Genomic DNA, 21419 nt, shown 5'->3' on the forward strand with positions numbered 1-21419 from the left:
GTAAGCGCTTTCTTTTTTGGCATAAAAAAAAAGCCGGCTATTTCGTAGCCAGCTTTCTTTGATCATCTTTGGCCGTAATAAGCATTGGCCCCATGTTTGCGATAATAATGTTTGTCGAGTAAATATTGTGGAACACTAGCTTGTTTAGGCGTCAGTTGTAGCGTGTGGAATGCCATTTGGGCGCTGACCGCATCTCAATTTTCGATCTTTGTATATGTTTGGTAATGCTCTAAAGTATCTGGTGCTACTGAACTATTAGTCAAGAGGGCATCGACATTATAGAGACTATAAAAGTTATAAAAATCATTACGATTAAACTTGTATTTATCCATTACAACATATCTTTCTTGGGCATTATTCAAACCAAGTGCCTCAGCTTGCCCTTCTTCGGTGTTAGCTGCCATCATGTTATCATTATTGACCCCATTGACACCTACAAACGCCTTGGTAAACTTGAGATCTTCGAGTAATTTGATCGTTAAGCCACCGATAAATTCTCCCGAATGTCGCCGATAATTGCCTCCAACTAAGATCAATTCAGCTTCGGTCTTTTGCCAAGCTTCAAAGACCGGTAAACTATTGGTCACGACCCGCAAAGTTTCTGGCTTTTCAACATAATTTAAAATCAATTCAAGAGTCGTACCAGCTCCAATATAGATCGTGTCACCAGGTTTGATCTTTTGCGCAGCTAGTTTAGCAACTTCTTGTTTTTCGACCAAATGGATCTCTTTTTTCTGATTACGCGAGAGTTCGACCTCTTCAATATTAGCGATCTTTTGAGCGCCTCCATGTAAGCGGATCAACTTACCGCTCTTATCGAGTTCATCTAGGTCACGCCGGATCGTCATATCTGAAACACCTAGCGTATTGATCAGTTCATTTACCGTAACGATCTCTTGTTGATCAACGATCTCTAAAATTTTTAACAAACGTTCTTTTTTTAACATCGCCTTAGCCCCTAATTTTATGATAATTCAACTATAACATAAACGGACAAAAGCAAACAGATTTCATCATCATAGCCCAAATTCTCCCGCTAATTCTTGATCATCAGCGATCCGTTTTTTGATGCTCTTGTCAAATGCCGTATCAAAGTCAGCTAGATCTTCTTTTAGCTGCTTTAGTGGTTTTAATTGCTCGTTTAGTTTCTCAACTGGCTTGGTATATAAGCTTTCCTTATCAGCTCCGGCATAATACAAGACCGCCAGTATTTCTTCTTCCGTGAGATCAGTCCCGATCTGGCGCGCCATCTGCAAAGTCTCATTCCAATTGGCTTCTAACTTCGCCTCGATCTGTTTTTGCGTCTGTTCGAGCACTTCGATCCCTGCTTGGCCGTGGTCTTCGATCGCAGTTTTTAGCGTATAAGCCAAAGCTGCATCTAGTTTGATCTTGCCACCTTTAACGCTATATTTATGTCCATACTTCTTGCGCAGTCCACGTATCTTAGCTAAGCAAGTGGCTAAATTCGTATCAGCTTTTGCCACTTTTGTTTCAAACGTGGCCTGTGTTTTGGAAACTGTCACTTTATGATGTGAATATCTAAGCTGACCTTTTTCATCGAACCAGTTAGCTACGTTATGATTTTCATTGATGAGCTTTTCTAATTTTTCTTTACTTATCGGGATCGTCTGGCCATTTTTCAAAATAAGCTTTACATCAACTAACTTTACTTGCTGATATTTTGATTGTTTTTTTAGCTGTGGCATTTTTTCTACAAAATATTTACTTGATCTTAGTCGCTAGCAGTTTGCTAAATAAGTGATAAAAAATACACTAAAAAGCGAAAATTATCCCCTAAATATTTTGTCTTCATCATAGCCCTTTTAGCAAACTTGTCAACAAAAATAGCGCGGGCACCACTATGATGCAAAAATGTATCATAGTGGTGCCCGCGCTATTTATACGGCGCTGACCGTATTTTTTGCTAGAACATTACACTTCTGAAATTGTATTTCTTCTTCAAGTAGCGTCTTACTAGGTAACCTAGACCGGCTAAGATAGCATAGACGATCGGTTCCATCGTCCGGTTGATCGAAACTGGGATAAAGCTGATGATCCCAAAGGCAACGATCCAGATCAAGATCAATTCTAATGTGATCAGCAAAGTCTTGATCCAACGCTTTTTACCCTTTTCTTTGCGGGCTGATAGCATACTACGATAGAAGAACGCTAAGCCGACCCCAGCGATCGTTGAAGTTGCTAACAAGGTGATCCAGCCACCACTGACATCAGCTTGTTGTGGTGAAAAGACGCCTAATAAGGTATACATGATACAGAACATGATGAACATGATCAAGCCGTTATCTAAAGCTAAGATCCAAAACTTAGGTAGTTCAGTAGGAGCTTCTGACTTTTTCGGCCCATTGATGATCAATTCAGCTTTTTCGGTGACCGTACCATAGAGCTTAGTTGCCACAACACCTTGCTTTTGTTTCTCCTTTAATTCTTGATACATTTCGTTTAAAACTTGTTCTTTTTGTTCCGGATCATAATTTTTTTCGGTCAAAGCCTTATCCAAGTGGAAAAGATAATCTTCATTACGCTTGGTCAGACCGGAAAATTTCCCATCACGCATCGTCACTTCAACTTCTTTGGCACGTGCTTGTTGCTGTTGCCCTGCTTTTTCATTGCGTTTACTTTCTGCCATGAACTTTTCCCCCTATCGCTTAAACGTTAAATCTAAATTCGATGATGTCACCATCTTGAACTTCATATGCTTTACCTTCGAGGCGCAAGCGACCTGCTTCTTTAACAGCTTGCATGCTACCATACTTATCTAGGTCAGCAAATGAGACCGTTTCAGCGCGGATAAAGCCACGTTCAAAGTCAGAGTGGATCACACCAGCAACTTGTGGAGCTTTCATTCCTTGTTTAAAAGTCCAAGCTCTAGTTTCCTTACCACCAGCAGTAAAGAAGGTTGCTAAGCCAAGTAATTTGTAAGAAGCACGGATCAAGCGGTCAAGCCCAGATTCTTCGACACCTTCCATTTCCAAGAATTCTTGCTTTTCGTCATCATCCATTTCAGCGATCTCTTCTTCAGTTCGGGCACAAACAGCCAAAGCTTGCGAGCCTTCATTTTCCGCAAATTCTTTGACCTGTTGGTAGTACTTAGAGCTTTCTGGATCTGCCATATCTTCTTCGGCAATATTTGCCACGTAAAGCACAGGCTTAGAAGTCAACAAGAACAAGCCCTTAACGATCTTTTGTTCATCTTCGTTGAATTCAAGCGAACGCACTGGTTGTTCTGCTTCCAAAGCTGGTTTGATCTTCTTTAAGACTTCAAATTCAGCCACTGCATCTTTATCCTTAGTACGTGCTACTTTTTCTACGCGGGCATAGCGTTTGTTGACCGAATCAAGATCAGCTAAGACTAATTCTAAATTGATCGTTTGGATATCTTCCAAAGGATCGACTTTATTAGCCACGTGGGTGATGTTTTCATCATCAAAAGCCCGCACGACATGCACGATCGCATCCACTTGGCGAATGTTTTCCAAGAACTTGTTACCTAGTCCTTCACCCTTGCTAGCACCCTTAACGATCCCAGCAATATCAGTAAATTCAAAGGTCGTGTGTACGATCTTTTTAGCGGGAATGATCTCATCGATCCGTGCTAAACGTGGATCTGGAACTTCCACCATCCCGACGTTGGGGTCGATCGTTGCAAAAGGATAGTTCGCCATTTCAGCGCCTGCCTTTGTGATCGCGTTAAATAGTGTTGACTTGCCGACGTTTGGCAACCCGACGATACCTGCTGTTAATGCCATTTGTTTTCCACTCTTTCTTAAAAAATTATTCCCCGGCTTTTTCTAAAACTTTCTTCATCTTCTTATCGAACTCTTTACGTGGCATCATGATCAAACGTTTGCAGCCGGTGCATTGGATCTTGATGTCCATCCCCATGCGAATGATCTCCCAGCGATTGACGCCACAGGGGTGAGCCTTCTTCATTTCAACGATATCATGCAATTCATACATAAGCATCCCTCACTTAATCTAAATGAATATCTAAAATATCCAAAATGCGGTTCAAATCATCCATTGATAAATACGAAATTTCGATCTTGCCCTTTTTTGAGCGTGCAGTGCTTTTGATCGCAACATTTGTCCCAAAGCGCTCCTTTAATAGGTCTTCACTCTTCTGCAAATGTGGATCCAAAGCAACTTTTCTTTTAGCAGCTTTTTTATGGTGTTTCTCACCATTTAGTTCACTGACTAATTGTTCCAATTGGCGGACGGTCAGATTTTCTTTGACCGTCTTTTTAGCTAACTGAACTAAATTCTTCTTGTCTTTTAATGATAACAAGGTCCGCGCTTGGCCCATCGACAATTGACCTTCTTGCAACATTTCCTTGACCTCTTTTGGTAAGCTCAACAACCGTAGATAGTTAGCGATATAAGGCCTTGACTTCCCTAAGCGCTCGGAAACTTGAGCTTGGGTCAAATGCAAGTTTTCCATCAGCGTGTTGTAGGCTTGCGCTTCTTCCAAAGGTGTGAGATCTTCGCGCTGAAGATTTTCTAGCACCGCGATCTCCATCATCTCTTCTTCATCTAGTTGACGCACGATCGCTGGGATCGTTTTTTTGCCAGCTAGCTTGGAAGCACGGTATCTTCTTTCGCCCGCAATCAATTCGTAGCCCATTACACTTGACGAACGCACGATGATCGGTTGAAAGACACCTTGTTGTTTGATCGACTCAGCTAGTTCTGCCAAACCAGCTTCGTCAAAGATCTTTCGTGGTTGATAAGGATTTGACCGGATCTCATCGATCTTTAGTTCGACCACAGTTTCTTCGGCTTGAGCATCCTCTTCAAAAGTCGAAAATAAAGCTTCTAGCCCGCGCCCTAAGGCTTTGTTTTTCTTATTTGGCATCAGTCGCCAAAACCTCCTTTGCCAAAGCTTCATAAGCTAATGCTCCCTTAGATCTTGGATCGTAGTCAACGATCGCCATTCCGTAACTTGGAGCTTCTGATAACTTGATATTCCGAGGAATCACCGTTTGATAAACTGTGTCACCAAAGAAATTTTTCACTTCAGCAACGACTTGATTGCCTAGATTAGTTCTAGAATCAAGCATTGTCATCAAAACACCCTCGATCTTTAGAGTAGGATTGAAGTGTTTTTGCACTAATTTGATCGTGTTGACTAATTGGTTCAAGCCTTCTAAAGCATAGTACTCACTTTGAACAGGGATCAAGATCGAATCACAGGTCGTAAAGGCATTGATCGTCAATAAGCCCAGTGAAGGCGGACAATCCAACAAGATAAAATCATATTCATCCCTGATCAAGACCAAAGCATCAGCCAAACGTTTCTCACGCGCAAACTGTGAGGCCAACTCGATCTCAGCTCCAGATAACCGGATCGTGGCTGGAACAACGTCTAACTTATCGCGTTTGGTATGTAGAATCACATCTTCTAGCTCGACTTCATTGACTAATACGTCATAAATATCTTGTTTGATCTGTCCTTTATCGATCCCGATACCGCTCGTTGCATTTCCCTGGGCATCCATGTCGATCAATAACACTTTTTGCCCGAGGTCAGCAAGGCTGGCAGCCAAATTAACACTGGTGGTCGTTTTACCAACGCCACCTTTTTGATTTGCTAATGCAATAACTCTTCCCAAAATTATCCCCCCTAGTCTTTAGCGACTGGAATATCAATAATGATGCGATGGAACTCTTTTGTATCTTCTTCGGTCACGTTAACTTTAACACCTGATTTTTCAACCATTTGGACCGCTTTTTTCACAGTGTTGACAGCAACTTTTTGGTTAGGTGCCACGTTTTTTGTGGTCGTCTTAGTTTTTTTCTTCTTTTCTGGTTTTGGTTGGTTCAAGGCCGCGATCGCAGCTTCTGTTTCTTTAACTGACCAATCATTTTCCTTGATCTGAGCTAATAATTCTAATTGGGTAGCTTCATCTTCGACCGTCAACAAACTCCGACCATGGCGTTCAGTGATCGAACGGTCTAAGATCGCATCTTGGACTTGCGTTGGTAACTTCAACAAGCGTAATTTGTTCGCCACAAACCCTTGGCTCTTACCCATTTCTTTAGCTAAATGTTTTTGCGTCAATTCGTTTAATTGCATCAAATGAGCATAGGCTTTAGCTTCTTCAACTGCAGTTAAGCCTTCACGTTGTAAGTTTTCGATGATCGCTAAAGAAGCTGATTCAGCATCACTCATCTCACGTACGATCGCTGGAACTTTTTCATAACCGAGCTTAGTTACCGCCCGAAAACGTCTTTCACCAGCAATGATCTCATATTGATCATCACCTAACTTGCGCAAAACGATCGGTTGCAACAAGCCGTGATCATAGATCGTATCTGCCAATTCAGCGATGCTTTCTTCACTAAAGATCGTCCGTGGTTGGTTTTGGTTCGGTACGATCTTGCTCAATTCGATCTCTTGGACCCGATTTTTGTCGTTTGGTTCTTCTTCCTTGTTCTTCTTAAAAAATGAAAATGCCATTTTTATTTCCTCCCTTGGGGCGCCTGTAAAGGCTGCTTAGCTGGTGTGCCTGGCTTGCGCGGATATTTATTTGGCGTTGGTTTTTTCTTCGAGATCACGATGATATGCCGTGTCTCATCACTCTTAGGCAAAGCGGTCTGGATATCTTCCTCAATTTTACCACCAAGTGTAGCCACTGCATACTTAGCATCCGCTAATTCTTCATTGGCTTTTTGCGCCTTTAATGCGATAAAACGCCCATTTAACTTGGCCAATGGTAAGCAAAACTCGCTTAGGACCGATAAACGCGCGACAGCCCGCGCCGTTACGACATCAAAACTTTCACGGAATTCACTCTTTTTACCGGCAAATTCTTCCGCCCGAGCATGATAAAAATGCGTATCTGTTAAGTTTAATTTTTGGGATAATTCCTCTAAAAATTTGATCCGTTTATTCAAAGAATCAACGATCGTGACCTTCAAATTCGGAAATGCGATCTTAAGTGGGATCGATGGGAACCCCGCCCCCGCACCAACATCACAAATACTTAAAGCACGTGTTTGAATATCTTTGACTTCAAGCGCCGGTAAAAGTGAATCATAGAAGTGCTTTAAATAGACCTCTTCTTGTTTGGTGATCGCAGTCAAGTTGACGTGTTCATTTGTAGCAACTAAAAATTCGTAGTAGGTTTGAAATTGTTGCATTTGCTCATCAGAAAGTTCCACTCCCCGCTTCGCCAATGCCGCTCTAAATTCTTCTGGTGTCATTTGTTCCCCTTATCTGATCTAATTGTGAAACATTGTTTAATTTATATGTTTCACGTGCTATTATAATAGTAATTTATTTAATGCGGAAATACAAGTCTCGCCCCCGCAAATCAAGCTTAAATTTGGAGGATTTTAATATGGAACAAAATAGTATCATCAATTTCAATGAACCACTTGTCCCACGCTACCCTAAGATCCAGACCAATCTCGTCTATGCCTTTAAAGACGGATGTCCCTTAACGTTAAATCTCATCACTCCCCCTATTCCCCCAAACGTTAAAGCTCATTTTCCCCTACTCATCTATGTTCCTGATATCGATGAACATAATATGGTCAAGATCGATGAACGGTTTGCGCAAATGCTCGAGATTGCCAAACGTGGCTATGCTGTAGCTTTAGTTTCATACCGTACCACTGCTGACGTCACCGCCATGGTCAAAGATATCCACTCAGCCACTCGCTTTTTGCTTGATCATGCCTTCAAATACGGTCTTGATCCTTACCGCTATTTACTATTTGGCGAAGGTCTAGGGGGATATTTGAGCAGTTTGAGCATCTTAGACCAAGGTCAACAACGGTCAAATGATGAAGATGTCAGACGTTCTCCTTTACGCTATAAGGGCGGATTACTATTGGAAACGTCACTGACACCGCACCCTTTTTCAGGACCGTTTCTCAGTGAATTGCTCTTACAAAATAGCCAAAAATTACCACCGATCTTGATCTTAAACGGTACAGCTGACCATACGCTGACCGATAAACAAGCCACTGAGCTCTTAACAACCATCCAAGCGCGTGGAAGTGAAGTTTCATTATTCAACTTTGAGGGGGCGACCTTGAGTTCAGATGCCTTCTTCACTCCATATAGCTTAGATTTCTTATTCGAGTTTATCAAGCATAGTTTTACTAAAAAATAAACGAGGTCGTTCAAATGGATCAAACACAACAATTGGCACAGCTTCATGCCTACACTTATGAAAAGCTTTCTCACGATCACACCGGTCACGACATGGCGCACATTGAGCGCGTTGTCAAGATGGCCCGTAACCTAAATGAAAAACTCGGCGGTAATAGCTTTGTGGTCCAAGCTGCTGCCTTATTACATGATGTTGTCGATGAAAAATTATTTACTGACATTGACCAAGCTAAAGCCAGCGTTATTGCACAAATGCAAGCTTTGGAGGTGAGTCAAAGTGACCAAGACCACATCATGGAGATCATCAGTAAGATGTCATTTTCTCACTCTTTAGCTGGCAAACAAGAGCTTAGTCTCGAAGGTCAGATCGTCCAAGATGCCGATTGGTTAGATGCGATCGGGGCGATCGGGATCGCTCGCGCCATTTACTATGGTGCACGTCATGAAGAAAAACTCTACGATCCCGCGATGCCACCCCGAGAAAAACTCGATAAAACGGCTTACCGTGATCTTTCAAATGAAACGATCATCAACCACTTTTACGAAAAGCTGTTCAAGATCAAAGACATGTTAAACACTGCCGAAGCTAAAGCGATCGCCCAAGAGCGACACGAGCTAATGGTAGCATACGTTACAGCTTTTAAAACTGATTGGTAAAGTTGGGCTATCATCAAATAAAATACTTATCAGATATTTATTTCAATAAATTTAGTATAAAAATTTATTGTTTATATATTTTTAAGTATTTTGTATCTAATCCTTAAGAAAACGATTACTTTTTCTTTAGCTTAAGCGCCTATACTGTAACCATAAGCTAAAGCAAAACATCACACAGGTGTAGTCCTATAGCTGAAACATTACCTAGTCAGCCCCCCTTGCTACTAGGTAAACATACTCCTTTTTTCCTCCGCACTCCCCTTGCGGAGGTTTTTTTATAGAAGTGTGGAGAAAAATAGGATACTGCATCATATATAGAAAGGATGATCATTATGAAAAGAGATATCGACCCTTATAGAGACCGTTATTTGAAATCCAAAGCAACGACTAATGGTATTTTATGTTCAGCTTTTATTTGGTATTTGATCTTTGGTCTCTTTCATATCATTATCACTTGTTTGATGCTGTGGTTTTTCTGGATCATCATTGACCCTGTTGGACGGATAACCGAAACGATCAACACAACTGTCCAGCAAACACGACCCCAACAGCAACATTCCACCACACCCGAAACTACAGAAGATAGTACTGATACAAGTGATGTCTATCAGGCTGAATAAAATTGATGATCTTAGTTGCAAAAAATCTATTTTTAAGTAAAAATAACTTTATAACACACTAAGAAAGGATGGCTAAAATGGAACCAGAAAACGATCCATACAGACACGCCTATCTCAAGGCAAAAGCTACGACTAATGGTATTATGCATGCCTTATTCAACTGGTGGTTAGCTTTTACGTTATTCAACTTAGTGGTCGTCAGCCTCTTCTTGTGGGCTTATGATCCGATCGGGCGTCTCAATGATGCACTTGCTCCGGTCACCCAGTCTCAAAAGCAAACACATCCTGCTTCTGATTCAAGTGCTGAAAGTCAAAGTAATATTTACGAAGCACCAAATGAATAACTTACTAACAAGTCAAAAAGACCCACGCTGAAAACTTTTCACCGTGAGCCTTTTTCGATCACTTTACAAATAACTTGTCATAAAGCACAATAGCTTCTTCTGCTGTAAAATGAGTCAATTCTGTAACCGTAGTAATGACATCTTGTTTGGAATATCCTTTAGCAGTCAGGCGACTGATCATATCACAAACAACTCTTTTTTCACCTTTGGCCCATCCCTCGGTGAGGCCTTCTTTTCTACCTTCCTTTCGCCCTTCGGCTAGACCTTTTTCTCGTACCTCTTTACTTACTTTCTTTGTTTCCCTAGCAAGGCGTGAACGAAATTCTAATTCATAGAACATATAATCACCTTCCTTTTGCGTGTTAGTTTTCAAAATAACAATATCATCAGCTATCTTACATGTAAGAGCACTCGTCGGAACATCTGTATCTACATATTTCAAAAAAGCCGCCGATCCTTGTGAAACAGCCGAAAAATCTTTAGCTTTAGCGTTTAAAATAATGTTATGTTCTGCTATATAAAATGTAGAACAATATAGAAGTTTAAGTACATTCTTCTACATTGTTAGAAAGAATTATATAGTTTTTCCTTTCCTAATTTTATTTACTGCCGTCAACATTAGTATTCCCATATCCTAACGAGAGGGTAATGACAGTGACTAACTCTTACAGTTTAAGGGTGTAGCCCACCCCTGTATTTTTTATATCAGTGCTAATAAATTCAACACTACGTTTTCATCTCTATCCATAATATTTCCGCATTCATAACAGATATATTCGTTGTGCTTAGTTCTATATTTTAAGTTGCCATTAAGCCCAACTTTTTCTTCACCAGTCTTAATATGACCACACTTAGAACAGCGTTGGGTGCTTGGATAATACTTATCAGCTAAGATAAGTTTCTTACCGTTCCAATCGCACTTATAACTCAGTATCTGTCTGAAATAACCAAACATTGAACGCTGTAGCCCCTTGGAAGCGACATGAGTCATCTGCATTTGTTTAACCGCCAAGTCTTCAATTACGATCTTGTCGTATTCTTCAACTAATTGAGTTGTAAACTTCTGCATAATATCATGTTGGATATTAGCTACTTTGCGATAATCACGTTGCAACTTGGCTCTCGTCTTAACATAATTATTACTTTTAGTAGCTCGTTTCCCATTCACAACACTCTTTCTAGCCAACATACGTTGATAATGTTTGATACGCTTATACAATCGTTTTAGATTATCTGGCAATGTATTAATTTTGCCTTCCGTATAGTTGATATGCCCGACATTGACATCAATAGCTGTTACATGGTCAGTTTTAGGCTTTGTTTCAATATTGACTTCAAAAGGTAAACTTGCCCAATATTTACCATTTTCACGGTAAATTGAAACAACTTTTAATTCACCAGTTAACAACTTAGCGCCACTCATGCGTATGTCATACCAATTCTTAATTCTATGTGGTTTATCCAAGCGCAACTTACCCTTAATAATCTTGGCACGGTCAGTTTTAAAACCCTGTCTAGTGGCTTTCTTTGATTTAAAACTTGGTTTACCCCAATCAACTTGTGCCTTATCAAAAAAGTTCTTCCACGCTTTAGATAAATCTTCGATCGCCAACTGTAAACAACGTGCAGATAGTCGGTATTGCCAATCCTCTTTATTTGCAACCAATTCATCACGAACCTTGTATTGTGTTGGTTTTAACTTTTTATCTTCTAAAATCAATGATTCTTCATACATATCATTCCATAAAGCCAAACCAGTATTCCAGCAATATCTGCGATAATCACACAAGTCATCTAAGACTTTCTGCATGGTTTTATTTGGATAAAGTCTAACTTTTTGGGTTCTTAACACCATTATTTTCACCACCTTTCAAAGATTTGTCGTTTTCTAGTTTATGCTTATATTTACGTAAACCATATAAACGACAGGAAAATACGTGTACAATACTCACCATATCATCAATCATTTCTTGCATTGGACTAGTTTCAACATTATTCAATACCACGATCTTAGTATTGTGTATCTTACATAATCGTTCAAACCACTCATAACCAAAACGAATAAATCTATCTTTATAAGTAATGTAAATCGTATCAATCTGATTATTCATTACTTCTTCTAGCAATTTATTCCACTTTTTTCGATTGTAGTTAAGCCCACTGCCAACATCAGTAATTGTTTCATCTAAAACAACGCCTTTAGCGTTAACGTATTGCCTAATAAAGTCAATTTGATTTTTTAAATCATCTCTTTGACTATCGTTGATACTCTAGCATAGGCAACTACTTTGCGCTTGTTGGACTCTGATTTACCAATATAGTTTAAATATTGTTCTTCAGTATAATATCTTCGATTGGTGGGAGTCCGATATGCTTTTAACACACCTTTACTATCCTAAATTTGCAAAGTTCTGACTGTAACACCTAAACGTTCAGCCATTTCTTTCGGTTTTAACATTGTCATAATAACCACCCACATTTTTACTTCTTTCCATGGTTTGTTATAACACATTTTTCTATGTTTTTGGTAACAGTTAACCACTCCTATATCGAGTATCAGATCACTTTCTTTTACGCATACTTCAGTCGTGTATACTGGTAAACTTGCACCAAAAAAATCGAAATCACAGATAAAGATCACATACGTATCAACCCTGTCATTATAGTCTTGCCCAGCCCCCAAAGCATGCTGGGTCAAATAACTTTGATAACATGAGATCCGCTTACCTAAATTATGTTCATCACTGACCTGCATCTCAATGTCATACATTCGTCCATGCTCGTCTGCAGCATAGATATCGAAGCGCGCCCCGTGAAAGACGGTATTTTGCTTATGCGTATCCTCTTTTTTGATGTTTTTAACGTCCACGATCTCTAAATCAGGTAAGATCAGTTGCAACAGCTCTAAACAAATGTCTTTATGCTCTGAGATGATCCACGAAAAGATCATTCCATCCTTAAAGCCCGCTAATTTCCATGCTTTAAGGGCCTCTTCATAAGTACTCAAATCCCCCATCCCCTTCTGACCTTATTTTGGATCTGTGCGCAGGATTTTTCAAGCCCAAAGACTTGCCTTTATACTGGGATTTATAGCACTAAAATGGACTTAAATCTAACACTAAAAACTCTGACAAAATTTTTCCGAGAATTTTTTAAATCGTAATTCAAAAGCTCTCACAGTTTAATTGACGTGTTCTCTTAAAATACTTAATCGTAATTTAGAACTTTTTAGGCTTCCCAACGCTTGACAGTAGTAAATTCAAACGTTAGTATCGTTAATGGTAATCATTACAATTTAAGAGAGGATATATTTATTATGCGAAAAAAATTATTTAGTTTCATCTTACTCGTGAGTGCTTTTCTAGCATTCTTCACCTTTGATCACAAAAATACTGCTGCTGCATCTGACAAGCTAAATGTCGTAACGACCCTTGATTTTTACGGCGAAACTGCCAAGGCCGTCTTAGGCGATCACGGAATTGTCACTTCATTGATCACTAGCCCTAACGTTGATCCCCACGACTTTGAAGCAACAACTAAAACAGCTAAGATCGTTTCCAAAGCCGATCTTGTTATCTATAACGGTGCCGGCTACGATAGCTGGGTCAAAAAATTGAATGGTAAAAAATATCTATCTGTGGCTGATGTCATGAAAGTCAAGGAAGGCCAAAATGAACATCTCTGGTATGATCCAACGACCATGGAAAAACTCGCTGACCGTTTAGCAACTGAATTTGGCAAAATGCAACCTAAAAATAAGGCTGCCTTCAAGAAAAATGCTACTAAATATAAAAAAACTTTAGCTAAATTAACACAAACGCTAGACAAGATCAAACAAAACAGCAATAATCAAAAAGTAGCTGTTTCAGAACCAGTCTTTGACTATTCTTTGAAGAAGATGGGTTATAAGATCGCTAACAGCCACTTCGCTAAAGCAACTGAAGAAGGTAGCGACCCATCCTATTCTGACATCAAGAAATTGCAAAATGATATCAAAGGTAAAAAGATCGCTTTCTTTGTCCAAAATACCCAAAGTGACAGCTCAGTGATCAAAAATATCGTTGAACTCTGCAAAGAAAACAACATTCCTGTCGTCAAAGTTACTGAAACTCTACCTAAAAACAAGACATACGTAACTTGGCTACAAGACGAATACCAAGCTGTCTTAGATACTCAAAAATAGAAAGAAGTAGTTATTCATGAAATCGATCCTATCAGTGCATAACTTGGATCTTTCCATCCCCAACCGCAAGCTTTTCTCCAACCTCTCCTTTGAGATCCCTCAAGGTAGTTTGACCTGTATCACAGGTGAAAATGGTGTCGGAAAAACAACGCTTGTCAAACACTTATTACAAGATCTAGCTAACAACTATACCGTCCACACGGTCTTTAATGTCAAGCGCGATGAAGTCCAATACGTACCACAATTGCGCAATATTGATGATGAGTATCCCCTTTGCATCAAGGATTTCGTAGCATTCGGTCTCAAAAAGCGCAATTTTTTTTGGAACCGCAAGCCTTTAAACGAAAAACTTGAACAGATCTTGGCAGAGACAAAACTGACGCGGATCAAAGATCAACCTTTAGGCAAAGCTTCTGGGGGCGAAAAACAACGCGCCTATCTAGCCCAAGCGCTCTGTGCTGATCCCAAGTTGCTCATCTTAGACGAAGCCACCGCGAGCTTAGATACGACCAACAAACACGAATTGTTACAAATGCTACGTGAGGTCATGCAACAACACGGGCTAACGATCTTATTTATCACACACGACCCCGAGCTGATCGAACAATACGCCGACTATGAACTTCATTTGGAAGATCAAACTGGTGTCTTACTTGAAAAGGGGGCTAAAAAATAATGTTTGATTATGATTTTATGCGCTATGCCTTTATTGCAGGGATCTTCATTGCTTTGATCTGTAGTGTTATGGGGACCTTTGTGGTAGCACGCCAAACATCTTTTTTCACCCATACGCTCTCTGAGATCGGGTTTTCTGGCGCTTCATTTGGGATCTTTATCGGGATCTCGCCTTTAGCGGGGATGCTGACTTTTACTACGGCTAGTGCCTTATTGATCGGGATGTCAGGTGAACGGCTCGGACGGCGTGAAGCTTCGATCAGCGTCTTTTCCGGCCTTTTCTTAGGGCTTGGGATCTTATTTTTATCACTCTCAGATAAACAAGCTAATTATGCGACAAGTATTTTATTTGGGAGCATCGTTGGGATCGACCGTAGCGATATCGAAGTTTTGATCGCCCTTAGCGTCTTACTATTGTTGACGATCACGATCTTGTTCAAGCGCCTAGCATATAACTCTTTTGATTCTCAAGGAGCTCAGTACAATCAGCGCTTCAACAAAACGATCTCGATCATCTTTTTAGTAATGCTCGCCTTAACGATCAGTATTACAGCTCAGATCGTCGGTGCTTTACTGATCTTTGTGCTCTTAACGATCCCAGCTTCGGCGACAAAATACTTCGCCCATCGGCTCTACCAGATGATCGTTTTAAATTTCATCTTCATTCTGGCTGGTGTTTGGCTTGGCCTATACTTTAGCTACCTCACTGATTGGCCAGTCAGCTTCTTTATCACCGTGATCGAGGCCCTGATCTATGGGGCAGCGATCGCCAAAGACCATTGGGCTAACCATCAAAAATAAATAAACAGGGTAAGTAGAACGTGTCGATACGAGCTACTTACCCTGTTTGTTTAAATACGGCTATAAATAATATGCTATACCGATCTTGAATCCAATTGGCTCGTTTGAGCACCAGTTGTCCATCTGCAAGCAAGAGAGCTTCTTTTTTTGTAAAAAAATAGCCGTGTCCTTGCAAGAAGACACGACTACGGTTAAAAATTTTTGCTACTTACGCTTATTATTTTCATCTAACCAGCGCTTAAGTAACAACATCCCAAGTATAGCAAAAACTTTTTTGATCACTAACTAAATATAATGATCTTATTTAAAATTAGAATGTCAGTTCAATGAGATAATAGCCAACTACTACCGCTTGGCATCCCATTCTTGATAGAATTGATCCAAATATACTTTTAAAAATTCATGGCGTCCCTGCGCTAGTTTCGTGGCATAGCTTGTATTCATGGTGTCCTTTAACTTAAGCAATTTTTCGTAAAAATGCATGATCGCTGTATCCTTACCATTGCGATAATCTTCCAAAGTGAGGTTTTCTCTAGGCTTCATAGCCGGATCGTGGATCGGACGCCCAACGTGGCCTGAATAACACATTACCCGTGCGATCCCGATCGCCCCCATAGCATCTAAACGATCAGCATCCTGAACGATTCTTCCTTCCAAAGTAGAAACATTTTCCTTTTGGTTTCCACCCTTAAATGACATCTTTGAAACAATATCCATAACATGAGCTAGTGTTTCACTAGATACGCCATTATCGACCAACCATGCATGTACCCTTTTTTGGCCAGCTTCTTCGCTCTCATTTAATTTTCCATCAGCAATATCATGTAATAATGCTGCTAATTCACAAATATAAATATCCGCTTTTTCATGTTTAGCAATTTCGATAGCATTATTAGTAACACGAAAAATGTGCCACCAATCATGGCCACTACCTTCATTATTCAAAGCATCATATACATATTCGCGTGCATTTTTGACGACCAATTCTTTATTTTCCATAGAAAAACTCCTTTGTAATTTAAGGAACGCAACAGCTGAGTAATGAATGCCACCTAATCTTTAACATTCAGAAAATGCTTGCTTGTGAAATGTACAATTTTTAGCTAACTCACTACTATCCCAACCATCTCCCCCTGTTTTTCCAGTTCGCTTTAATTCTACAAGATACTTTCCCATTACACCAACTATTCATCTTTTAAACTATATTTCTACTTAAAAAAACTTTTATCGTTCGTGTTTTACCAGTAGATTTATTTAAAAATAAATGCTAAAATCAACGCTTGTAGGGGTAGGAATTTATGCGTTACGGGCTCATGGAACGGAATGTGAACGTGAGCAGAAAGCCAAACCGTCATTTTGGCTGCGTGTATCTTCCGCATTCACCAATAATCTAACCATTGCTGGTGCTTGTCTCCCCCCAAATTATTTTAGGGAGATGTTTTTTTATGACGAATTTAGCTTGGAGAAGTCCAAAACTCACGACAAAAACGATCACTTTAGCTGCGATGCTCATCGCCTTGCAGACTGTCTTAGCCAAGATCTCATTTGGCTCAGATAATCTAGTCAAATTCGGGCTCGGTTTTATGGGAACGACTTTGATCGGTTACTTTTTGGGACCATGGCTCGGTGGTGTTGCCCTTGTTTTAGCTGATCTGATCAAAAGCACACTTTTTTCAACCGGTAGCACTTTTTTTATCGGTTATACTTTTAGTGCCTTTGTTGCCGGCTTGATCGCAGGGACCTTTTTATACCAACAAAAGGTCTCTTGGCAACGCCTAGCAACATATCAGTTCGTGCAGATCTTTGTCTCAAATATTTTCTTCAACACGCTATGGATCCATTTGATGTATCAAGCACCGATCTGGGGACTATTGAGCGTCCGCGGACCAAAAAATCTGATCATGTGGCCGATCGAAGCTACGATCAGCTTCTTGATCCTACGCGCGGTCTCACGCTTAGATAGTCGCTTAAAACTTTAATTTTTGATATTTCACCGGCTAAGTATCTGCTTAGTCGGTTATTTTTTACCAGCAACTGAGCTAGATAGCGGAAACATGTTCGACAAAGGGCCTCACTATGATCATAGTGAGGCTCCTAGTATCATTATTTTATGATCGCTTGGACCCGTTTTTTTAACTCTGGCAAGACCGTTTGGGCAAACCACGGATTTTTACTTTGCCAGAGTTGGTTACGGGGTGAAGGATGAACTAACGGGAAGCACTCTGGTAAATATACCTGATAGTCGCGCACGACATCGGTCAACTTTGTAGTACTTTTAAGGTGGAGGTAATGTTTGGTCGCATAACTTCCCACTAGCAATGTCAGTTCGATATCAGGCATCTGTTCTAACAACAACGGATGCCATTTTTTAGCAAAATCTTTCCTTGGTGGTAGATCCCCGCTTTTGCCCTTACCTGGAAAATAAAAATCCATCGGCAAGATCGCAAACTCTTTTGACTGATAGAATTCTTCACGAGAAACTCCCATCCAAGCCCGCAAATTGTCACCACTAGGGTCATTCCAAAACAACCGTGTATCCTGTGCCCGTTTGCCTGGTGCTTGTCCCACGATCAAGATCTTGGCTTCTTTTGGGGCTACATATAATGGATCGATCCCAGCTTCGGTATATTTTTTATTCGCGGGATCATTTTTTATCGCTTCAAATATCGTATCTTGCATATCGTTCACCTGTCCTTATCCCCAGCCTAGCACACCAATAAAAAAAGTGCCACACAAATGCGTGACACCAAGCCTTTGACGTGACCGCCAAAGCGCCCCTGCCAAGGAATTATATTATACCATGTTTATTTCAGCGTAGTTGCATAGATCGGACGTTCTTTTCGCTCGAAAGCTTTCATAAAGTCGACCAGTGCCTCTACCCCTTCAATCGGAAAGGCATTATACATACTTGCCCGCATTCCGCCAACCAAAATGTGGCCCCGAATATTTTTTAGCCCATTTGCTTCAGCTTGAGTGATGAATTTTTCATCAAGCTCTTTACTTTCCGTTGTAAAAGGAACATTGGTCAACGAACGATCGGGTGCATGCGCCGTTCCCAAAAAGAGTTTTGAGTTATCCAACATCTCATACAAGAGTGCCGTTTTAGCCTCATTTTGTTGTTGCATCTGCTTTACGCCACCCTGTTTTTTAGCCATTGGAAAACTAGCCCAGCCGCATAGATCGGAAAAACTGGCGGCGTATTTAAATTAGAGTCACGTTTGATCAACTTCACATAATCAAGCATTGAAGGCAGATCCTGTTCTTTGTCTAAAAGCGATTCTTTAACGATCACTAACGTCAACCCAGCTGGACCGATATTCTTTTGCGCACTAGCGTACAAAAGGCCATACTTTTGGACATCATGTTGATAGCCCAAGATGTTTGAAGATATATCTCCGACTACCGTTTGCCCTTGTAATTCAGGCAACTTGCGATACATCGTCCCTTCGATCGTGTTATTGATCGTCAAATGCACATAATCATAGGGTTTATCCAGTGTGATCTCATGTGGCAAACGGCTATAAGCGGAACTTTTGCCTGAAGCGACCACATCGACTTTGCGCTCAGGCACAAGTTGAGCATCTGCGATCGCTGTTTGCGACCAGTGTCCTGTGTCGACAAAAGCAATATTTTTCGTCTTCCGTGCCAGATTCAACGGTATCGTCGTAAATTGGGTCGACGCTCCCCCTTGTAAAAATAAGATCTTGTAATCTTTAGGCACAGCTAAGAGCTCTCTTAGATCGGCTTTAGCAGTTTGAAACATCTCCTCATATAGCGCTGAGCGGTGACTGATCTCCATCACACTCATCTCACTATCACGATAGGATACTAACTCAGCTTGGATCTGAGCTACCACTTCGGGTGGCATCATTGCCGGTCCCGCTGAAAAATTATATACTTCCACAGCTCGTACCTTCTTTCTGTCTCTAATTTTAAAAATTAATAATTGATAATAATAAATTTATTGAACCTCGCCTCAAAAGTCAATATTTACCGTGATTTTAAAGAGATATTTAAACTATATCTACTAGAAACATTAATAATTATTGATAGTAACATTAATTAATATCGATTTAACTTTTTTGTAATATCATTTCAAGCTTGATATACACTTTTAAATCTAAATAACTTTAATTTTACTAGCATTTACTTCACTGCGGTGGCTTATATTTTTTGTAACATTTTTGTAACATTATTTTTTAAATGTTTTGCTCTTTCTTCACCAAAAGCCTTGTTATATCAACGTTTATAACATTTTATTCATCTTTACTAAATCTTAATAAATTTATTTCCCCAATATTTTCAAGGTTTCGCGGTTATTTATTACAAAATTTGGTAAAATGTAATCTTTTTTGCATTAGGTTGCAACATAAATGGATTAAAATAAATGTATCAGTCAAATTGAAGTTAGTCGTTTAGAAATTATTGAAAATTATTAGGAGTGAATATAAATTTTGAATCATACAGCAAAAAAACTTTTAGTCGGTACAGTCGGAGCAGCCGGATTATTCTTGGCTACAACAGCAACAGCAAATGCAGATACAACTCATAAAGTTGCTAAGAACGATACAGTTTGGGATCTTTCACAAAAATATGGTGTTTCTATCCAAGCGATCGAAGCTTTGAACAACATCGACCAAAACTCTCACTTGATCGTTACTGGTCAAACATTGAAAGTTCCAGCTAAAGATGCTCAAGTTTCTGAAAACAACAATACAGCTCAAGCTGCTGACAAGAAAGCTGACACAGAAAACACTTCTGATGTAACTGTTAAAGCTGGTGACACACTTTGGACACTTGCACAACAATACAACACATCAGTTGAAAAATTACGTGAATTGAACGGCTTAGCTACAGATGCTTACCTCATTCACCCAGGTAATGTTTTGAGGGTCAATGGTACAGTTCAAGCAACACAACAACCTGCTCAAACTGAACAACCAGTGCAACAACAAACAGAACAACCTGTCGTACAACAAGAAGCTACACAAGAACAAGCTCAAGAACCTCAACTTGTTGTTTCAGCTAACCACACAACTCACACAGTACAAGCTGGCGAATCACTTTACTCGATCGCACAAGCTTACGGTGTAACTGTTGATTCTTTACGTTCTGCTAACAACTTGGGCGCTACTTTACTTGTTGGTCAAACATTGACGATCAATGATCCAGCTAAAGACCCAGCTCAAGAAGCTGCTGCTCAACAAGCTGCACAAGAACAAGCAGCTTCTCAAGCTCAACAAGAAGCTGCCACTCAACAAGCCGCACAAGAACAAGCTGCTGCCCAAGCTCAACAACAAGTACAACAACCTGTACAAAACCAAGCACCAGCTCAAACACAAAACCAAGCACCAGCTCAAACACAAACTCAAGCTGCTGCCCAAGCTCAACAACAAGTACAACAACCTGTACAAAACCAAGCACCAGCTCAAACACAAAACCAAGCACCAGCTCAAACACAAACTCAAGCTCCAGCACAACAAACTCAACAAGTGCAACAACAAGCACAACCTGCGCAAGTACAACAACCTCAACAACAAGTTGTTTCAACTTCTGCTGATGGTAGTGCGATCGCAGCTTATGCACAATCATTTATCGGCACACCTTACGTATGGGGCGGTTCTACACCATCCGGTTTTGACTGCTCAGGCTTGACACAATACGTTTACGCACACTTTGGTAAACAAATCGGCCGTAACACGATTGCTCAAGAATCTGCTGGTACACATATTCCAGTTAGCCAAGCACAAGTTGGTGACTTATTATTCTGGGGTACACCAGGTTCAACTTACCATGTTGCGATCTACTTAGGTGGTAACAGCTTCGTTGCTGCTCCAGAACCAGGTCAAAGCGTTAAGATCGGTAACATGGCTTACTTCATGCCATCATTTGCCGTACACGTAAACTAAAAAATAACTTTTTAGACCATGTGAGTTTAGGCTCCATGGTTTTTTTTGTGCACTGAAAAAGATCTGGCATAAATTACGACTAACAAAAAA

General features: G+C 40.2%; 22 protein-coding genes, 4 pseudogenes and 1 riboswitch. Of the genes and pseudogenes, 9 read left to right on the top strand and 17 right to left on the bottom strand.

From position 1 onward, the window contains the following. Positions 1 to 62: 62 nt before the first annotated feature. From araD to rsmG, 10 genes and pseudogenes are all read right to left on the bottom strand, one after another. Positions 63 to 188, bottom strand: a pseudogene (gene araD, locus GSR62_RS09580) (L-ribulose-5-phosphate 4-epimerase); the annotation flags it as partial. A gap of 6 nt (positions 189 to 194) precedes the next feature. After that, positions 195 to 947: a DeoR/GlpR family DNA-binding transcription regulator gene (locus tag GSR62_RS08630; RefSeq protein WP_010688388.1), complete on the bottom strand. Its 753-nt coding sequence runs from the start codon at positions 945 to 947 to the stop codon at positions 195 to 197. 69 nt (positions 948 to 1016) lie between these two features. Beyond that, positions 1017 to 1643, bottom strand: a complete 627-nt coding sequence (locus tag GSR62_RS08635; protein ID WP_136363788.1) for a hypothetical protein — start codon at positions 1641 to 1643, stop codon at positions 1017 to 1019. Between the two features lie 281 nt (positions 1644 to 1924). After that, positions 1925 to 2647 carry a DUF1129 family protein gene (locus tag GSR62_RS08640; RefSeq protein ID WP_066023636.1) on the bottom strand — a complete coding sequence of 241 codons (723 nt, stop codon included), beginning with the start codon at positions 2645 to 2647 and terminating at the stop codon, positions 1925 to 1927. 19 nt (positions 2648 to 2666) lie between these two features. Further along, positions 2667 to 3767, bottom strand: a complete 1101-nt coding sequence (ychF, locus tag GSR62_RS08645; RefSeq protein ID WP_066023637.1) for a redox-regulated ATPase YchF — start codon at positions 3765 to 3767, stop codon at positions 2667 to 2669. A 25-nt stretch (positions 3768 to 3792) separates the two neighbouring features. Beyond that, on the bottom strand, positions 3793 to 3978 hold the full coding sequence (locus GSR62_RS08650) for a DUF951 domain-containing protein (RefSeq protein ID WP_010688392.1): 186 nt from the start codon (positions 3976 to 3978) through the stop codon (positions 3793 to 3795). Positions 3979 to 3991: 13 nt separating this feature from the next. Next, on the bottom strand, positions 3992 to 4873 hold the full coding sequence (locus tag GSR62_RS08655; RefSeq protein ID WP_010688393.1) for a ParB/RepB/Spo0J family partition protein: 882 nt from the start codon (positions 4871 to 4873) through the stop codon (positions 3992 to 3994). Beyond that, positions 4863 to 5630, bottom strand: a complete 768-nt coding sequence (locus tag GSR62_RS08660) for a ParA family protein (protein WP_066023638.1) — start codon at positions 5628 to 5630, stop codon at positions 4863 to 4865. Before GSR62_RS08660 ends, GSR62_RS08655 begins: the two co-directional genes overlap by 11 nt. An 11-nt stretch (positions 5631 to 5641) precedes the next feature. Next, positions 5642 to 6478 carry a nucleoid occlusion protein gene (noc, locus tag GSR62_RS08665; RefSeq protein WP_035448682.1) on the bottom strand — a complete coding sequence of 279 codons (837 nt, stop codon included), beginning with the start codon at positions 6476 to 6478 and terminating at the stop codon, positions 5642 to 5644. Positions 6479 to 6480: 2 nt separating this feature from the next. After that, entirely contained in the window at positions 6481 to 7224 is a 744-nt protein-coding gene (gene rsmG / locus GSR62_RS08670) for a 16S rRNA (guanine(527)-N(7))-methyltransferase RsmG (RefSeq protein WP_010688396.1), read from the bottom strand. 137 nt (positions 7225 to 7361) lie between these two features. Here rsmG and GSR62_RS08675 point away from each other — a divergent pair, with 137 nt between their 5' ends. From GSR62_RS08675 to GSR62_RS08690, 4 genes are all read left to right on the top strand, one after another. Next, on the top strand, positions 7362 to 8141 hold the full coding sequence (locus tag GSR62_RS08675) for an alpha/beta hydrolase (RefSeq protein WP_066023639.1): 780 nt from the start codon (positions 7362 to 7364) through the stop codon (positions 8139 to 8141). 14 nt (positions 8142 to 8155) lie between these two features. Further along, positions 8156 to 8797, top strand: coding sequence for an HD domain-containing protein (locus GSR62_RS08680; protein ID WP_010688398.1), 642 nt, complete (start codon positions 8156 to 8158; stop codon positions 8795 to 8797). Between the two features lie 332 nt (positions 8798 to 9129). Beyond that, positions 9130 to 9417 carry a hypothetical protein gene (locus tag GSR62_RS08685; RefSeq protein WP_005917880.1) on the top strand — a complete coding sequence of 96 codons (288 nt, stop codon included), beginning with the start codon at positions 9130 to 9132 and terminating at the stop codon, positions 9415 to 9417. Between the two features lie 77 nt (positions 9418 to 9494). Beyond that, entirely contained in the window at positions 9495 to 9761 is a 267-nt protein-coding gene (locus GSR62_RS08690; RefSeq protein ID WP_005917882.1) for a hypothetical protein, read from the top strand. 58 nt (positions 9762 to 9819) lie between these two features. Here GSR62_RS08690 and GSR62_RS08695 read toward each other — a convergent pair whose 3' ends face one another. From GSR62_RS08695 to GSR62_RS08710, 4 genes and pseudogenes are all read right to left on the bottom strand, one after another. After that, positions 9820 to 10203: a hypothetical protein gene (locus GSR62_RS08695; protein ID WP_179854456.1), complete on the bottom strand. Its 384-nt coding sequence runs from the start codon at positions 10201 to 10203 to the stop codon at positions 9820 to 9822. A gap of 258 nt (positions 10204 to 10461) precedes the next feature. Next, on the bottom strand, positions 10462 to 11616 hold the full coding sequence (locus GSR62_RS08700) for an RNA-guided endonuclease InsQ/TnpB family protein (RefSeq protein ID WP_066023640.1): 1155 nt from the start codon (positions 11614 to 11616) through the stop codon (positions 10462 to 10464). Then, positions 11591 to 12225 (bottom strand): annotated as a pseudogene (locus GSR62_RS08705) (IS607 family transposase). Before GSR62_RS08705 ends, GSR62_RS08700 begins: the two are co-directional and overlap by 26 nt. Positions 12226 to 12384: 159 nt before the next feature. Beyond that, positions 12385 to 12777, bottom strand: a pseudogene (locus tag GSR62_RS08710) (Rpn family recombination-promoting nuclease/putative transposase); the annotation flags it as partial. A 300-nt stretch (positions 12778 to 13077) separates the two neighbouring features. Here GSR62_RS08710 and GSR62_RS08715 point away from each other — a divergent pair. The 3 genes from GSR62_RS08715 to GSR62_RS08725 are packed head-to-tail and all read left to right on the top strand — an operon-like array spanning position 13078 to position 15420. Further along, a complete protein-coding gene (locus GSR62_RS08715; protein ID WP_066023641.1) occupies positions 13078 to 13944 on the top strand; it encodes a metal ABC transporter solute-binding protein, Zn/Mn family in 867 nt (288 codons plus the stop codon). Between the two features lie 16 nt (positions 13945 to 13960). Continuing rightward, positions 13961 to 14620, top strand: coding sequence for a metal ABC transporter ATP-binding protein (locus GSR62_RS08720; RefSeq protein ID WP_010688402.1), 660 nt, complete (start codon positions 13961 to 13963; stop codon positions 14618 to 14620). Beyond that, positions 14620 to 15420, top strand: a complete 801-nt coding sequence (locus tag GSR62_RS08725) for a metal ABC transporter permease (protein ID WP_035446940.1) — start codon at positions 14620 to 14622, stop codon at positions 15418 to 15420. Before GSR62_RS08720 ends, GSR62_RS08725 begins: the two co-directional genes overlap by 1 nt. 345 nt (positions 15421 to 15765) lie before the next feature. Here GSR62_RS08725 and GSR62_RS08730 read toward each other — a convergent pair whose 3' ends face one another. Then, positions 15766 to 16419, bottom strand: coding sequence for an HD domain-containing protein (locus tag GSR62_RS08730; protein WP_066023642.1), 654 nt, complete (start codon positions 16417 to 16419; stop codon positions 15766 to 15768). Positions 16420 to 16702: 283 nt separating this feature from the next. Further along, a riboswitch (THF riboswitch) is annotated at positions 16703 to 16807 on the top strand. 58 nt (positions 16808 to 16865) lie between these two features. On the opposite strand from GSR62_RS08730, the gene GSR62_RS08735 reads away from it, so the two are divergent. After that, positions 16866 to 17399: a folate family ECF transporter S component gene (locus GSR62_RS08735; RefSeq protein ID WP_010688405.1), complete on the top strand. Its 534-nt coding sequence runs from the start codon at positions 16866 to 16868 to the stop codon at positions 17397 to 17399. 124 nt (positions 17400 to 17523) lie between these two features. On the opposite strand, the gene GSR62_RS08740 is transcribed toward GSR62_RS08735, so the two are convergent. Both GSR62_RS08740 and serC read right to left on the bottom strand, forming a co-directional pair. Next, entirely contained in the window at positions 17524 to 18099 is a 576-nt protein-coding gene (locus tag GSR62_RS08740) for a uracil-DNA glycosylase family protein (RefSeq protein WP_066023643.1), read from the bottom strand. 125 nt (positions 18100 to 18224) lie between these two features. Then, positions 18225 to 19291: pseudogene (gene serC / locus GSR62_RS08745) on the bottom strand (3-phosphoserine/phosphohydroxythreonine transaminase). 583 nt (positions 19292 to 19874) lie between these two features. Here serC and GSR62_RS08750 point away from each other — a divergent pair. Beyond that, the gene (locus GSR62_RS08750; protein WP_066023644.1) at positions 19875 to 21329 is read left to right on the top strand and encodes a C40 family peptidase; all 1455 of its coding nucleotides are present in this window, start codon (positions 19875 to 19877) and stop codon (positions 21327 to 21329) included. Positions 21330 to 21419 lie beyond the last annotated feature (90 nt).

Source organism: Ligilactobacillus animalis (assembly GCF_009933595.1).
Lineage (GTDB): Bacteria > Bacillota > Bacilli > Lactobacillales > Lactobacillaceae > Ligilactobacillus > Ligilactobacillus animalis.